We start from the raw sequence: 14787 nt of genomic DNA, 5'->3' as shown, positions 1-14787 counted from the left end.
AAGAATCCTTTAAAATGAAAGTTAATAGAGAGATTAAGCATTAGTTTATTCATTAGAGATTCCTTAATCTTAAAATTAAGGTAGGCATTATAACAAAAAAGAGGGGCAAATAGTAATACCATTAAAAGAAGAACTTATGTATCTTAAATATGCTAGAAAACATAAAGACTCAAATCCATTAAAATGGTTTTGGGAACTAAAGCTAAAAGAAAGAGAGTATTCTTTTGATGAGATTGCTTTAATTCTACAAATTTCAAAAAAAGAAGTTATTTCTGCATATAAAAGTGGAATAAGAACAATACGAAAAAATCTTACAAAAAGGGAATTACACGAAGAATATTGATTTCAAACTATTCCACAAATAAAGGACAAGCAATGGCACATTTTATTGCAATGACTCTACAATCTTATACAAAAACTCCACAATGCTATGAGCTATTTACTAAAAGAACTAATTTAGAATTTTAGGAGGTAACTATGCAAAAAAATATGAATTAAGAGTTACACTTACTGATAATAAAGCTATTAATATCTTAATCTCACAAGATTCAATACCTAAAAAAGAGATTCTACTTTCTAAAAGTGTTACAATAAAGCAAAGAAATGGAACAAAAACCCATAAAAGAAAGTAATAAGGATTGTTTTATGTTTGACTTTGGGAATAATGTTGGAGGTAATAAATGTTAGCTAAAACCCATATTACCTTTGCTCTCTCTTTAACTTCAGTAGGTGTTTTTATAATACAGCCATTTATACCTATTGAAAGCAACCATTTATTAATCTTTTATTTTGCAGTAGCCTTTGGAGCAATATTCCCCGATATTGATGAACCACATTCCAAAATAGGTAGAATGTTTATAGGGGTATCTCACTTAATGAATGCTATTTTTGGACATAGGGGATTTACACATAGTTTGCCTTTTATTATTATCTTAATCCTTTTATTAATGGTGCTATGTAATTTTGAGAGTGTTAGAACATTTATAAATGGATTTTATGAAAATGCTTTAGTATTTCTAGTCTCTGGATTTATTCTAGGTAATCTTTTGCATATAGTTGGAGATATGATGACTTTAAGTGGTGTGCCAATCTTTTTGCCTTTTAAAAGTAAAAAGTATTTTGTGCTTCCTAAAGCTTTAAGGTTTAGAACCAGTGGATTAGCCGACCAAGTAATTGCCTATATCTGTGGAGCATTTTTTCTTGGGATTAATGTAATGATAAATCCTAATATGGTGCATTCTTTAAAGGGGGTGTTGTGAGTACCCCTTAAAGAGACCTAAAGTATCATAGAGGCAAAAGGCTAAGTATCTATCTTTTAAATGCCCTCTTTGAGGGATTAATTGCAAAATATTTTTAATTGCATTTATTAGAATCATATTCCAGAAATAAACTTTACAAAACTTTTACAATACTTACACATTCTTTTTTACATTCCCTTTTTATACTTTTGTTATTACTTTAATTAAGGAGTTATCTTATGAAAAAAACTATTTTAGGCTTATGGCTGTTAGCTTGTCTATCCCTTAATGCTTTAGCGGAAAATATTTATCCTATTTCAAGGGAAATGGGTTCAGGGACTAGAAGTGCCTTTGTGGATATTTTTGAAATCTACAAAAGCGTTAATAACAAAAAAATTGATGCTATTGCTCAAAAGATAGAAATCACAAATTCTACCGGCATAATGCTAACAAGCGTTGCAAACTCTAAAAATTCTATTGGTTATATCTCCTTAGGAGCGTTAAATAATTCTATTAAGCCCATTAGCATTAATGGAGTAATCCCAAGTGTTGAAAATATCACCAACAAGAGTTATACTATTTTTAGAAACTTTAATGTCGTAACAAAATTAAGCAACCCACTTATAGAAGACTTTCTTGCCTATACGGTTTCACTAGAGGCAAAGCCTATCATACAAAAGGCTGGGTATATCTCTGTATCAAAGGGCAATTTTAAGAGCAAAAACCCTCGTGGAAAATTAATTATTGCAGGTTCAAGCTCGGTTACTCCACTTATGGAAAAACTTAAAGAATCCTATGTCAAAATCAATCCTAATGCGGATATAGAAATTTCACAATCAGATTCAACTATCGGGGTAAATTCTGTAATAGAAGGGATTGCGGATATAGGAATGGTATCAAGAGAGGTTAAGGAAAGTGAGCTTAAAAAGGGTGTTAAGCCTCAAGTATTAGCAATCGATGGTTTAGCCATTATTGTTAATCATCAAAACCCTATTACTAATCTCACCAAAGAGCAGGTGCGAAAAATATTCTTAGGTGAAATTACTACTTGGGAACAAATTCAATGATAAAAGAAAGAATAGCACAAGGAGTATTTGCCCTCTTTGGCTGTATTTCTATATTATGCGTAATAATGATTTGTATATTTTTATTTGGTAATGCCATACCTACACTTTTTCACATAGGATTTTTAGAATTTATCTTTGGTCTTAATTGGTATCCTAGTGAAGAGATTTTTGGAATATTCCCTATGATTATTGGGAGTATTTATGTGAGTGTTTTAGCTATTTTGTTGGGTGTGCCTATTGGTGTTTTAAGTGCGATTTATTTATCCGCTTTTGCGAGTAAGCAAACCAAATATTATGTAATGCCCGCTATTGAATTATTAGGCGCTATTCCCTCTGTTGTGTATGGATTTTTTGGACTTGTAGTGATAGTTCCTTGGATAAGTGATGCTTTTAATGGGGTTTCTGGAAAGAGTGTCTTAGCCGCTGCTTTAATCCTAAGCATTATGATTTTACCTACAATTATATTAATCTCTAAATCCGCCCTTGATAGTGTCCCAAAATCTTATTATGAGGGAGCTTTAGCATTAGGAGCTACTAAAGAGCGAAGTGTATTTTTTGTTAGTCTTTTAAGTGCTAGAAGCGGGATTTTATCCTCTATTATTTTAGGGATTGGTAGGGCTATTGGAGAAGCTATGGCAGTTATTATGGTAGCAGGTAATCAAGTGCAAATCCCTCATAGCCTCATTGATGGAGTGCGAACGCTTACAACTAATATAGCACTTGAAATGGGGTATGCGACAGATTTACATAGGGAAGCCTTAATTGTTAATGCGGTGGTATTATTTGTTTTAATATTACTTATTAATACAAGCCTTAATCTTATCAAAGAAAAACCATGAAAACACATTATGATAAACTCTCTTTATGCCTTTGCTTTCTCACAAAATTTGCATTATTCATCACTTTAAGCATATTTATACTTTTAATGGGATTTATCTTTTATAAAGGAATCTTGCATTTCTCTCCTACTCTCTTTGAATGGGAATATAGCTCCCAAAATATCTCTATGCTCCCTGCACTCATTAATACCTTAAATATGGTGGTATTTTCTATGCTTTTAACAACCCCCATTGGGATTTTTGGTGCGATTTTTCTTAATGAATACAATAGCAAGAAAAATAAACTCCTTTATGTTATAAAAATTGCCTCTGATACGCTTTTAGGGATTCCTAGTATTGTTTATGGTTTATTTGGTTATCTGGCGTTTGTGATTTATTTTGGCTTTAAAATAAGCTTTTTATCGGGGGTATTAACCTTAAGTCTTATGATTTTACCGCTGATTTTAAGAAGCTCTCAAGAAGCCCTAAAATCTGTCCCCATAGAATTGAGAGAAGCAAGTTTAGCACTTGGTGCTGGAAAGTTACGCACTATTTTTGCCATTATTCTCCCTTCTAGTATCCCTATGATTTTAGCAGGGATACTTTTGGGTATAGGGAGAGTAGTGGGGGAGAGTGCCGCTTTGCTTTATACTTCAGGAGGTGTGGCAAAAGTAGCGGGATTAACAGATTCTGGACGAACACTTAGTGTGCATATGTATATTATCTCTAGTGAGGGGCAATACATCAATGAAGCCTATACTACCGCTATGGTGCTAATACTAATCGTGCTTATTATAAACCTCTTAGCTAATTACATAGCTAAAAGATTAACTAAAGGATAAAAATGCAAAAAATTTGTTTTAATATTAAAAAGATGAACCTTTATTATGGCTCTTTTTTAGCATTAAAAGACATTAATATGGAGATTTATAAAGACAAAGTTACGGCTTTTATAGGTCCTAGTGGTTGTGGTAAATCGACTTTTATTAAAAGCCTTAATCGTATGAATGATTTAATAGAGGAATGTAAGATTAAAGGAAAAATACTCTTTGAAAATAAAGATATTTATAAAGATGTTCCCATTAATACCTTGCGTAAAAAAGTGGGAATGGTTTTTCAAAAGCCTAATCCCTTTCCTATGAGTATTTATGATAATATCGCCTTTGGTCCAAAGACGCACGGGATTAAGAAAAAGGCAAAGCTTGATGAGGTTATTCAAACTTCTTTAGAGGATGTTGGGTTATGGGAGGATTTAAAAGATAAATTAAAAAGTAGTGCTTTAAGCCTTAGTGGTGGGCAGCAACAAAGATTATGTATCGCAAGGGCAATAGCAACTAATCCTGAAGTGCTTTTAATGGATGAACCAACAAGTGCGCTAGATCCTATTTCTACTGCAAAGATTGAAAAACTTATTTTAAATTTAAAAAAAGAATATACGATTATTATCGTAACCCATAATATGCAACAAGCATTAAGAATCTCCGATAAAACCGCATTTTTCTTGCTTGGGGAGATGATAGAATATGAGGATACACAAAAAATATTCCATAAGGCTAAAAAGCAAAAAACGCGTGAGTATATTGAGGGAAGATTTGGTTAATATGTTAAAATTGTATTAAAACTTAGGATATGCTTTGGTTTATGTTTTAGAAGATGATAAAGCTATTTTAGACATTGTGCTTTATGCCTTAAAATCTCAAAATATTGAAGCAAAAGGCTTTAGTGAATTTACACAATTGGAATCTGCTTTGAAAGATTCTATTCCACAAATTTTAGTATTAGATTGTTTATTGCCCGGGATGAATGGCTTTGAAATTTTACAGAGGATAAAAAGTAATCCTAATACTCAAAAAATCTCTGTTTTAATGCTAACAGCCTTAGATAGTGAGATTGACAAAGTTAAGGGCTTAGATTATGGAGCAGATGATTATATGAGTAAGCCCTTTGGTGTTATGGAGTTTTTAGCAAGGATTCGTGCTATTTTGCGCCGGAAGAATGGGGATAAAGATGAAATTGTTTTTAAAAATTGCACCTATTCTATTACTAATCATCAAGTAAAGATTAATAATAAGCCTATTCCCCTTACCTTAAAAGAATTTGAACTTTTAGGGTTATTTTTGAAAAATCAAGAAAGGGCTTTTAATAGAGAGGAGATTTTAGAGGCTTTATGGGGGTATGATTATGGCACACACAGCAGGACTTTAGATATTCATATTAAAACATTGCGGCAAAAATTAGGCGATTTTGGTCATCATATCCAAACTATACGCGGTATGGGTTATAAGTTTTCTAAAGATTAAGATGCAAAGAAGAATCTTTTTTTCTATTTTTATAGGAAGTTTAAGCCTTTTGCTTCTTGCTAATGCCTTTTTGCTCTTTAGCTTAGAATCGTTTTTTCAAAAGGAATCTTTAGAGGATTTAAAAAATCAATCCAAATCTTTAATAGAGCAATTACCGCAGGATTTAACCCAGTTAGAATCGCTTGTTAAACCCCTTCAAGATTCCCATTATAGAATAAGCATTATCGATAAAAATGGCAATGTTCTCTACGATAGCTTTAGCAAAGTTTTAGAAAATCATAGCAGTAGAGAGGAAATCCAAAATGCCTTGCTTAATGGAGGGGCTACAAGTGTCCGTTATTCTAATACACTAGGGGCTAAAACACTTTATTATGCGGTGTTTTTAAAAGAAAGGGAGATTGTTTTAAGAGTGGCTAAAGAGCAAAAATATGTTAAAGCTTTATTTTTTAAGCTCCTACCCTTTTTCTTTGTAGAATCCTTTTTAGCACTACTGCTTTGTTTCTTTCTAGCTAAAGTCTTAGCAAAGGCTATCTTAAAGCCTATTTTGAAAGCTAATTTAGAGGATTTAAAAAAAGATTCGCTGTATTTTGAGCTTCATAGTTTTGTGAAAAAAATCAAATCCCAAAACAAAATTATCAAAACCCAACTCAAGCATTTGCGTCAAAAGCAGCAAGAAATGCTTTTATTAGCAGAACATATGAGTGATGGGTTAATTTTACTTAACCAACACGGAGATATTCTCTCTACCAATAAAAGCGTTAATAAGTATTTTAAAAACCTCTCATCTTGCACTATAATCTATGAGCTTAAAGAATCGCATTTTTTGAAAATCTTGCTTAATCTTTTAAGGGATTTTAAAAAACATAAACAAGAGGAAAGCAAGACTTTGCAAATGCAACTTTGTAATTTTGAATGTGAGGTGATTTTTACACCTATTTTTGTGAAAAATAAATGTAAAGGAATGGTTGTTATTGTTCGGGATATTACACAAACTAAACTCGCACAAAATTTAAGAAAAGAATTTAGCGCTAATGTAACGCACGAGTTAAAGACTCCTTTAACCTCCATACTTGCTAGCTCTGAAATGTTGAAAAACAATCTTGTAAAAAAGGAGGATATACCCCAATTTATCGACAAAATACTTGCAGAATCTACAAGATTGCTTGTAATGATAGATGAGATTTTAAAGCTTTCATTCTTTGATGAGGGGGGAGCAGAATATTTACAAAAGCAAAAAATATCTTTAAAGAGCAATGTGTTAAAGGTTGTTAAGCATTTAAAAATGATTGCTACACAATATGAAGTTGAAATTCTTTTAGATTTACAAGAGGGTTATATCTTAGGGGAGAAAAGCTTAGTAGAAAACCTTATCTTTAATTTAGTGGATAATGCGATTAAATATAATAAAAAAGGAGGCTTTATTAGGGTTTCTTTGCATAATTTAGGGGAGAAAATAAGACTTAGCATACAAGATAGTGGGATTGGTATCCCAGAGCATCTCCACCAAAGAATCTTTGAGCGATTTTTTTGTGTGGATAAAAGTCGCAGTAAGCAATTAGGAGGCACAGGACTTGGATTATCGATTGTAAAATCCGCTGTTGCTTATCATCAAGCATATTTAGAGCTAAAGAGTGAGGTAGGAAAAGGGAGTGAATTTATCCTAGAGTTTAACAAGATAGCATAGGGGGTAATTCCTAAGAGGATAAATTGCCTATTTTAAGGAGCATAAAAAATTATAAAGCTTCTTGGTGAGTTTGGCATAATCCATAGATTCTAATGCCCTTTGGAAAACCACTTGTTTCATAGCTTGTAAGCTAGAGGGTGGAGTGTTTAGAATCTTTTGGAGGGTGGCTTTTATATCTTGTTTATTAAAATCACTAAAAAACGCACAAGTGCTATCAAAAAGCCTTACATATTCGGGTAAATCATTAATAAGTGGAATGATTCCAGCACTTGCGTATTCCATAGTTTTAAAAGGGGAGCTAACGCTATAAAGAGGGGTATTTGGGATTAGCCCTAAACCTATATCATAATGCGGTAGAGTTTTTAGCATCTCAAGAAGTGGCAAGGGAGGATGCAAAGAAATTCGTTTGTCTTGTGTGATAAGGGATTGTATTTTTTGCACTTCTGCATTAGTGCTTCCTGTGAAAATATCTAAGATAAAATCTCCTTGGGTTTCAATAAAAGCTAATAAAACTTCCCCTAATTGTCTATTTTTATCAATCGTGCCTGTATAGAGGAATTTAAGGGGAGTATTGCAGGTATGCAAATTATTGTTTATAGCTTCTCTATCGCAGTTTTTGAAGTCTATTCCGCCAGGGAGCGTGAAAATGGGAATGGGGAGATTAGGTTGGAAAAACTCTGCTAGTTGAGGGGTCATTGTAAGGTAAGCGATACATTGCTTAAGGATTCTTTGGTGGAGGAAAAATTTGATTTTATATTCTAGGCTTTTACGAAAGACTGCCTTTTTTGCTATTCTTGCTTCATAGATTCTACGATAGTCATGCGGAAAAGTCTCCCAAAAAATCACTTTATTATGGGCTTTTAAGATTTGTTTGGCTACAGGATAGAAATTCCGAACAATGATAAAGTCATAAGTCTTAAGCTCTATATTTAATTGTCTTAAGAATTTTATAAGATTCCTATGTTTTGCTCCATAGGGTAAGATGATATGGGAGTCTTTTTGTAAGGCTTTAGAATCCCTATGGAAATAAACAACCTCGACTTTCGCGTATTCTAAAAGGTATTTTTCGAAAATAGCAAGGATTTGGTTATGAGATTGTCGGTATTGTTTATCGGTGATACATAAAACTTTCATCATTTCTCTTTAAAATAAAATTCCTTTGTATGGAAAATTCCTCTTATTTAATTTTCTCATTGAGGATTTCCCTACATTGAAAGTTTCTTTATATGTTTAAGGCTTCTTGCCATTTGGGCTTTATTGCCTTTTTGCTAAACCTCTCTAACACAATTTCTCTTGCCCCCTCCCCCAGCCTTTTTCTTAAATGTGTATTTTCCATAAGTAATTGGAGTTTTAGAGCAAATCCTTGCAAATTCTTATCAGGGATTTTAAATCCACTTTTTTCTTGGATTATCTCACTTGGACCATTTGGCACATCAAAACTCACAGAGGGAAGTGCATAAGAGCCTGATTCTAAGAGCACCATAGGGAAAGCTTCATAGTGGCTACTTAGTGCGTAGATACTAGCCTGGAGATATTCTTCTTGGATATTTTTGGTAAAGGGTTTAAGGATAATAGAATCTTCTAATCCCAAAGAATGGATTTTTGCTACAATTCTTTCTTTTAGCTCCCCATCTCCTACAAGATGAAGTTTCCATTCTTTTAAATGAGGGTTTTTAGTTACGGTAAACCAAATATCAATAAGCCGCAAAAAACCTTTTTCCTCGGAAAATCTCCCGACAGATAAAACCACTTTTTGTGTGTGATTGGTGGTAGTATTAGGCAAATCATTTAAGAAATTAGGGATAACTTTAACATTGGGGTGGAGTTTTGAAAAAAGATGGATTTGTTTAGCACTTAGGATAATAAGAATATCAAAGAGGCGGATTCTAGGTGGAAGTAGTGGGGGTTTGTGGAGATATTTCTTAAAACCTGTTTCGAAATTCCCGTGATAGAGGCGGATATAAGTAGTGTTTTTGGCTTTAAAGAAGGGGAATAAAAGCTGATGAACGATAACAAAATTTTGTGAATCTTTAGGGAGTAGTTTGTTGAAGCGGTAGGAAAACTTGAGTTTATCTAAAAAGCTTTTGGTGCAAAAGTCGGGATAGAGTTTCTTAAAATGAATAAGGCAAACCCCTATGGGCATTTCAAAGGCTGGGGATTCTTCTAAAGTTGTGCAACTAATAATCGTAATTTTGTAATCTTTGGCTAATAAATAACAAAGATTGCTTACAACACGATTAATCCCGCCCACACTTGAAATATTCTTAACTACCATAAAAATATTTTTCACCAAAACTCCTTTTTGTTATGATTTAGCTTATTGTATTGCATTTCTTTTTAGAATTATTTTAAGCTATAATTCTTTTCAATGTGAGCTTAAAGGAGCATAAATGAAAGGCGTGATTTTAGCCGGTGGAAGTGGGACTAGACTTTATCCTGCAACTTTAATGCTCTCTAAGCAGCTTTTGCCTATTTATGATAAGCCGATGATTTATTATCCACTCTCTGTGTTGATGTTAGCCCATATTAGAGAAGTTTTGATTATCTCTACTCCCCAAGATATAGCGCGATTTCAAGATCTTTTTGGTGATGGTAGCTTTCTTGGTATGCAGATACAATATTGTATTCAAGAATCCCCTGATGGTTTAGCGCAAGGGCTAATTTTAGCAGAATCTTTTCTAGGGGGTGCAGATATAGCCCTAATTTTAGGGGATAATATTTTCTATGGGCAAGGATTCTCCCCTATGTTAGCAGAGGCAAGGGAGCAGGCAAAAAGAGGCATTGCGACGATTTTTTCTTATCGTGTGAAAGACCCCAAGAGATTTGGTGTAGCACAGGTAGATACAAGCGGGGAGGTTGTGAATTTAGAGGAAAAGCCCAAAAATCCAAAGAGCCATTTTGCGGTTACGGGCTTGTATTTTTATAATAATGAGGCAATTAATATCGCAAAATCCCTCAAGCCAAGCCTAAGAGGTGAGCTTGAAATAACAGATGTTAATATTGCGTATTTAAAAGCAAAAAGGCTTAAGTCCCAAATCTTAGGGAGGGGCTTTGCTTGGCTTGATACCGGCACACACGATAGTTTGTTAGAAGCAGGGGAGTTTGTTCGAACGATTGAATTGCGGCAAGGTTATAAGATTGCTTGTTTAGAGGAAATTGCTTATCATAATGGTTGGATTAATGAAAATGAGCTTCTAAAAAGAGCCGAAATTTTGGATAAAAGTGGCTATGGGGCATATCTACGCAATCTTTTAGAGGGTATGTGATGAGAAGTATCCTAATCACTGGGGGGGGGGGATTTATTGGGAGTAATTTTATCCTTTATTTTTTGCAAAAATATCCACATTATCGTTTAATCAATGTAGATTCACTCACTTATGCGGGAGATTTAGAGAATCTACAAGGTGTGGAACATTATGAAAATTATATTTTTATAAAGGGTGATATTTGTGATAAAGATTTTATTGAAAATATTTTTACACATTATGCAATTGATTTTGTTATTCACTTTGCGGCACAATCGCATGTAGATAATTCTATAAAAAATCCTAGTGCGTTTATAGAGACAAATATCAATGGGACTTTTAATTTGCTCCATACCGCGTATTTAAGCTGGTTTGAAACTCCTAATAAACCCAAAAAAGACAAAGAGCATTGTATATTTCATCACATTAGCACAGATGAGGTTTTTGGCTCATTAGGAGAGAGTGGCTATTTTAGTGAATCTACCCCCTATGCACCCAATTCTCCTTATTCTGCTTCTAAGGCAAGTAGTGATATGTTAGTTAGAAGTTATCATCACACTTATGGGTTAAAGACTTTTATCACAAATTGCTCTAATAACTATGGACCTAAACAACACGATGAAAAGCTTATCCCAACCATTATCCGCAATGCTTTAGCGGGTAAAGGAATTCCCATCTATGGCGATGGGCATAATATCCGAGATTGGCTTTTTGTAGAGGATCATTGCAGGGCGATTGATGCAGTGTTTCACTCCTGTTACTTTGGTGAGAGTTTTAATATTGGCGGGAATTGTGAGCGCACCAATTTAGAGATTGCTACACAAATTTGCTCTATTTTAGATTCTACTGCACCAAAAGCAAATGGAGAAAGTTATCAAAACCAAATCACTTTCGTGCAAGATAGGGCAGGACACGATAGGAGGTATGCAATAGATTCTAGTAAAATACAGAAAATGCTAGGTTGGAAACCTGAAGAGAATTTTGAATCTGGATTAGAAAAAACCTTAAAATGGTATTTTCAAAAATATAAAGTATAAGAGAGAGGAATAATGAAAATCTCCCAATTATACCAAAAAATAAGGGTGATGTATTACCAATATATACTTTCTAATACAAGAATTCAAGGGGATTTTGAGATACTCTCGCCCACCTTATTTTATACCCTAAAGGGGGGGCAAATCTGTATTGAAAATGAGGTGTATTTAGGATATTTCCCCTCACTTTACTTTTATAGTGGCTCTAATCACATTGATGTGCGGGGGGGGGGTTGGTGATTAAAAGAGGAACTTATCTTAATAATAATTTTTGCCTCATTGCCAATAAGTGTAAAATTGAAATAGGAGAGGATTGTTTTATTGGTGTGAATTTTCAAGCGATTAATTCGGATTTTCACGCTCTTAGTATCCAAGAGAGGAATAATGAAGCGTTGGTCAAAAGTGCGGATATTATTGTAGGAAATCATTGCTTTATTGGCAATAATGTGAGTATTCTTAAAGGTGTGCGTTTAGGAAATGGTTGCGTTGTGGGTGCGGGAAGTGTCGTTACGCAATCTTTTGCGCCTAATTCTTTAATTACTGGGAATCCGGCAAGCTTAATAAAGACAATTAATCAGGAGGGGGAGTAGTGAAGTATGAAATTATAGATTTTAATGTATTTTTGGATAAAGATTCTGCACTTGTGCCATTTCAAAATAACGCAAACTGCCCTTTTGAGATTAAAAGAGTGTTTTATATCTTTGGTGTTGGTGAGGATACTATAAGAGGAGAACACGCTAATAGGCATTCACAATTTTTGCTTATTGCGATTAAAGGAAGTTGTAAGGTATGTGTGGATAATGGATTTACAAAAGAAGTTATAAGTTTGCAATCACCAAAGCAAGGGCTATACTTAGATAAAATGTTATGGAAGCAAATGTATGATTTTAGCGATGATTGCGTGCTGCTCGTGCTTAGCGATTGTTATTATAATATAGATGAATACATTAACGATTATGAGCAATACCGCACGATAGTGCGGGGGGGGGGGGTAATATGTAGAGAATTACCTCTTGTGGCTTAATGAATTATGCTTTATTGCCTTTGCGGATTTTTAGTGATGAGAGAGGGAAGCTAGGCGTATTAGAATCTTATAAAGACATGCCCTTTGCGATGAAAAGAATGTATTATATCTTTGATACCTCCCCCTCTTTTGACAGAGGCGGACACGCTCATAGGGAGCTAGAACAAATTGTTTTGTGCTTATGTGGGAGTTGTGAGTTTGTGCTTGATAATGGGAGTTTAAGGGAGAGCGTCAAGCTTAACTCCCCAGAAGTTGGTTTATATATTGGTAAAAATATGTGGAGGGAGATGAAAAACTTTTCTTATGATTGTAGGTTAGTAGTCTTAGCAAGTGATTATTATGATGAGCGTGAGTATATTAGGGATTATGCGGAGTTTATAGAATTCATTAAGGAGATTAAATGCAAGGAGTGATGATACACCCTCTCTCTGATGTGCAGAGTAAAAATATAGGTGCAAATACAAAGATTTGGCAGTTTTGCGTGGTGCTTCCTAATGCGGTAATTGGGGAGAATTGCAATATTTGTTCGCATTGTTTTATAGAAAATGATGTGAAAATTGGCAATAATGTAACGATAAAATGTGGTGTGCAGGTGTGGGATGGAATCCTAATAGAAGATGAGGTTTTTATCGGTGCAAATGTAAGCTTTACAAACGACAAATATCCTCGCTCTAAAGTCTATCCTAAAGAATTTCTAAGGACAATTATCAAAAATGGAGCAAGTATCGGGGCAGGAGCCGTGATATTACCGGGAGTTACTATTGGTGAGGGCGCACTCATTGGGGCAGGGGCTGTTGTGAATAAAGATGTCCCACCCTTTTATAAGTTTATTTCTAAAAGAGAAACTACTCTTGCACCTATTGGCAGGTTGGGGGGGGGGGGTAAATAGTCCTCTTTTTGTTGCTTTTTTAAGCATTTTTAATAATTCCTTTTATGCTCTTAAGTCTAAGCAATGCTTTGAAAACTTTACTGGTTATAGTGCATTTATTTGTTTCTATGATAAGAAAGAAGCTTTATTTTATGCGTATGGTTTCCAACAGGGTGAAAAATCTAAAAAATACCTTAGAGATTCTAAAATAAATAATATTCTTAAATCCCCAAAAGAAAAATCCTTTAACTTTATTATCAATGCCATAACTAAAGGGGTAGCGTGATGAATACCTATTCCTTTCCCCTCCTTGGCAAACATATTGCCTTGCGTTTGGTGCAGCTAAGTGATGCGGCTTTTATTTATGCTTTACGCAATGATAAAAAAGCAAGATTCTTAACACAAATTATAGGTGGTGTTCAAGCACAAGAGCAATGGATAGTAGAATATAAAAAGCGTGAGGCTTTGGGGCAGGAGTTTTATTTTATTATACAAGGGGGTGAGTCCCTTGGCACTATTAGAATCTATGATTTGAAAGAAGATAGTTTTTGTTGGGGAAGTTGGATTATTAAAGATTCCTCACCAAGTTATGTGGCTATAGAATCGGCACTTTGTATTTATGAGTTTGCTTTCAATACTCTAGGTTTTAGGCAAAGCCATTTTGATGTGCGTAAAAATAATGTAAAGGTCGTTGCGTTTCATCAAAGGTGTAAGGCAAGGATTGTAAGAGAGGATTCTAAGAATTATTATTTTAACTTTTCTAAAGAAGATTTTGCCTCAATGCAAAGGCATTATGCTAAATACTGCTATTGTAATATTATTAGCTAGGGGATTGTAAATTAGCGGTGAAGTAGTTAAGTTTAGGATTAGGGATAGTTTATTGATGGATTTAAGATTATTGCAAAGAAAGAGCAATATTTAAGGTATTATGGTGTATTATTTTAGAGAGATTTAGGCTATAAATAGAGGTTAAAGCAAGTTGCTTTAAATTTATCTCTAAAGAGCAATATTTTTATTAAAAGATTAAAAAGGAGTCAATAAATATGCAACCCAATGGTTTTCAAATTAAAACAATTCAGTTTAAAAAACTTGATTTTGAACGCGTAGAGGAATTAAGAGAGGAAATTGACCTTGATTGTGGTTCGGCTATTAGTGCAGTTGCTAAAAAGAATGCTGAAAATGAATATGTTATCCAATTAAATGTAAATTTGTCTTTTAAGCAAGGAGATATGGAGATATTTCATATTAGACTAGTAATGATTGGCACTGTTGAGGTGGGTAATGCTTTTAAGGAATCTTTATTAAATAATGCTGTGCTTATAATGCAGTTTTATTTGCAACCCATAGTGGAGCAAATGATAACTATAGCAAAACTTCCCCCATTAGATTTACCCTTTATAGATTTTGGAGAATTTGAAGTAAAAATTGAGAGTTAAAATACACTTCATAAATCATTTAGTGGATAGAGCTTCCCTAAATGACTATTGATTTTAAGGAGCTTTTGAAGCA

The 14787-nt window shown here is 33.9% G+C and carries 20 protein-coding genes; 18 read left to right on the top strand and 2 right to left on the bottom strand.

Annotated elements, in window-relative coordinates; all coding sequences use genetic code 11:
- The first annotated feature begins 136 nt into the window (after positions 1-136).
- The 8 genes from LS72_RS02450 (at position 137) to LS72_RS02415 (ending at position 7107) form a co-directional block, all read left to right on the top strand.
- The gene (locus tag LS72_RS02450; RefSeq protein WP_034555516.1) at positions 137-343 is read left to right on the top strand and encodes a hypothetical protein; all 207 of its coding nucleotides are present in this window, start codon (positions 137-139) and stop codon (positions 341-343) included.
- A 337-nt stretch (positions 344-680) separates the two neighbouring features.
- The gene (locus tag LS72_RS02445; RefSeq protein WP_238700672.1) at positions 681-1259 is read left to right on the top strand and encodes a metal-dependent hydrolase; all 579 of its coding nucleotides are present in this window, start codon (positions 681-683) and stop codon (positions 1257-1259) included.
- Positions 1260-1477: 218 nt separating this feature from the next.
- Positions 1478-2305, top strand: a complete 828-nt coding sequence (locus LS72_RS02440) for a substrate-binding domain-containing protein (RefSeq protein WP_034554479.1) — start codon at positions 1478-1480, stop codon at positions 2303-2305.
- The gene (pstC, locus tag LS72_RS02435) at positions 2302-3144 is read left to right on the top strand and encodes a phosphate ABC transporter permease subunit PstC (RefSeq protein WP_034554480.1); all 843 of its coding nucleotides are present in this window, start codon (positions 2302-2304) and stop codon (positions 3142-3144) included. The genes LS72_RS02440 and pstC overlap by 4 nt, the downstream gene beginning before the upstream one ends.
- A complete protein-coding gene (gene pstA / locus LS72_RS02430; RefSeq protein WP_034554481.1) occupies positions 3141-3965 on the top strand; it encodes a phosphate ABC transporter permease PstA in 825 nt (274 codons plus the stop codon). Before pstC ends, pstA begins: the two co-directional genes overlap by 4 nt.
- Positions 3966-3967: 2 nt before the next feature.
- Positions 3968-4723 (top strand): phosphate ABC transporter ATP-binding protein PstB, encoded by a 756-nt coding sequence (gene pstB, locus LS72_RS02425; protein ID WP_034554482.1) that lies wholly within the window; start codon positions 3968-3970, stop codon positions 4721-4723.
- Between the two features lie 34 nt (positions 4724-4757).
- The gene (locus LS72_RS02420) at positions 4758-5423 is read left to right on the top strand and encodes a response regulator transcription factor (RefSeq protein WP_034554483.1); all 666 of its coding nucleotides are present in this window, start codon (positions 4758-4760) and stop codon (positions 5421-5423) included.
- Between the two features lies 1 nt (position 5424).
- A complete protein-coding gene (locus LS72_RS02415) occupies positions 5425-7107 on the top strand; it encodes a sensor histidine kinase (protein WP_084590170.1) in 1683 nt (560 codons plus the stop codon).
- Between the two features lie 27 nt (positions 7108-7134).
- Here the strand turns inward: LS72_RS02415 and LS72_RS02410 are convergent, their stop codons facing one another.
- Positions 7135-8241, bottom strand: coding sequence for a glycosyltransferase family protein (locus LS72_RS02410; protein WP_034554484.1), 1107 nt, complete (start codon positions 8239-8241; stop codon positions 7135-7137).
- An 88-nt stretch (positions 8242-8329) separates the two neighbouring features.
- Positions 8330-9397 (bottom strand): glycosyltransferase, encoded by a 1068-nt coding sequence (locus tag LS72_RS02405; protein WP_052087326.1) that lies wholly within the window; start codon positions 9395-9397, stop codon positions 8330-8332.
- Between the two features lie 100 nt (positions 9398-9497).
- Here LS72_RS02405 and rfbA point away from each other — a divergent pair, with 100 nt between their 5' ends.
- From rfbA to LS72_RS02360, 10 genes are all read left to right on the top strand, one after another.
- Positions 9498-10373 (top strand): glucose-1-phosphate thymidylyltransferase RfbA, encoded by an 876-nt coding sequence (rfbA, locus tag LS72_RS02400; RefSeq protein ID WP_034554485.1) that lies wholly within the window; start codon positions 9498-9500, stop codon positions 10371-10373.
- The gene (gene rfbB / locus LS72_RS02395) at positions 10373-11389 is read left to right on the top strand and encodes a dTDP-glucose 4,6-dehydratase (RefSeq protein ID WP_138154954.1); all 1017 of its coding nucleotides are present in this window, start codon (positions 10373-10375) and stop codon (positions 11387-11389) included. Before rfbA ends, rfbB begins: the two co-directional genes overlap by 1 nt.
- Positions 11390-11401: 12 nt before the next feature.
- Positions 11402-11626, top strand: coding sequence for a hypothetical protein (locus tag LS72_RS10740; protein WP_034555560.1), 225 nt, complete (start codon positions 11402-11404; stop codon positions 11624-11626).
- Entirely contained in the window at positions 11623-11976 is a 354-nt protein-coding gene (locus LS72_RS10735) for an acyltransferase (protein ID WP_194145534.1), read from the top strand. Before LS72_RS10740 ends, LS72_RS10735 begins: the two co-directional genes overlap by 4 nt.
- Positions 11976-12410, top strand: coding sequence for a sugar 3,4-ketoisomerase (locus LS72_RS02385; protein ID WP_138154952.1), 435 nt, complete (start codon positions 11976-11978; stop codon positions 12408-12410). The genes LS72_RS10735 and LS72_RS02385 overlap by 1 nt, the downstream gene beginning before the upstream one ends.
- Complete coding sequence (locus LS72_RS02380) at positions 12410-12823, top strand: sugar 3,4-ketoisomerase (RefSeq protein ID WP_034555875.1); 414 nt, start codon at positions 12410-12412, stop codon at positions 12821-12823. The genes LS72_RS02385 and LS72_RS02380 overlap by 1 nt, the downstream gene beginning before the upstream one ends.
- A complete protein-coding gene (locus LS72_RS02375; RefSeq protein WP_108911861.1) occupies positions 12823-13299 on the top strand; it encodes an acyltransferase in 477 nt (158 codons plus the stop codon). The genes LS72_RS02380 and LS72_RS02375 overlap by 1 nt, the downstream gene beginning before the upstream one ends.
- Positions 13271-13564: a hypothetical protein gene (locus LS72_RS02370; protein WP_034555502.1), complete on the top strand. Its 294-nt coding sequence runs from the start codon at positions 13271-13273 to the stop codon at positions 13562-13564. Before LS72_RS02375 ends, LS72_RS02370 begins: the two co-directional genes overlap by 29 nt.
- The gene (locus tag LS72_RS02365) at positions 13564-14106 is read left to right on the top strand and encodes a GNAT family N-acetyltransferase (protein WP_034555503.1); all 543 of its coding nucleotides are present in this window, start codon (positions 13564-13566) and stop codon (positions 14104-14106) included. The genes LS72_RS02370 and LS72_RS02365 overlap by 1 nt, the downstream gene beginning before the upstream one ends.
- Positions 14107-14321: 215 nt before the next feature.
- Positions 14322-14714, top strand: coding sequence for a protein-export chaperone SecB (locus LS72_RS02360; RefSeq protein WP_138154948.1), 393 nt, complete (start codon positions 14322-14324; stop codon positions 14712-14714).
- Positions 14715-14787 lie beyond the last annotated feature (73 nt).

Origin of the sequence: Helicobacter apodemus (assembly GCF_000765745.2) — a bacterium.
Taxonomy (GTDB): domain Bacteria; phylum Campylobacterota; class Campylobacteria; order Campylobacterales; family Helicobacteraceae; genus Helicobacter_D; species Helicobacter_D apodemus.
This window is presented reverse-complemented; position numbering and strand designations above follow the sequence as displayed.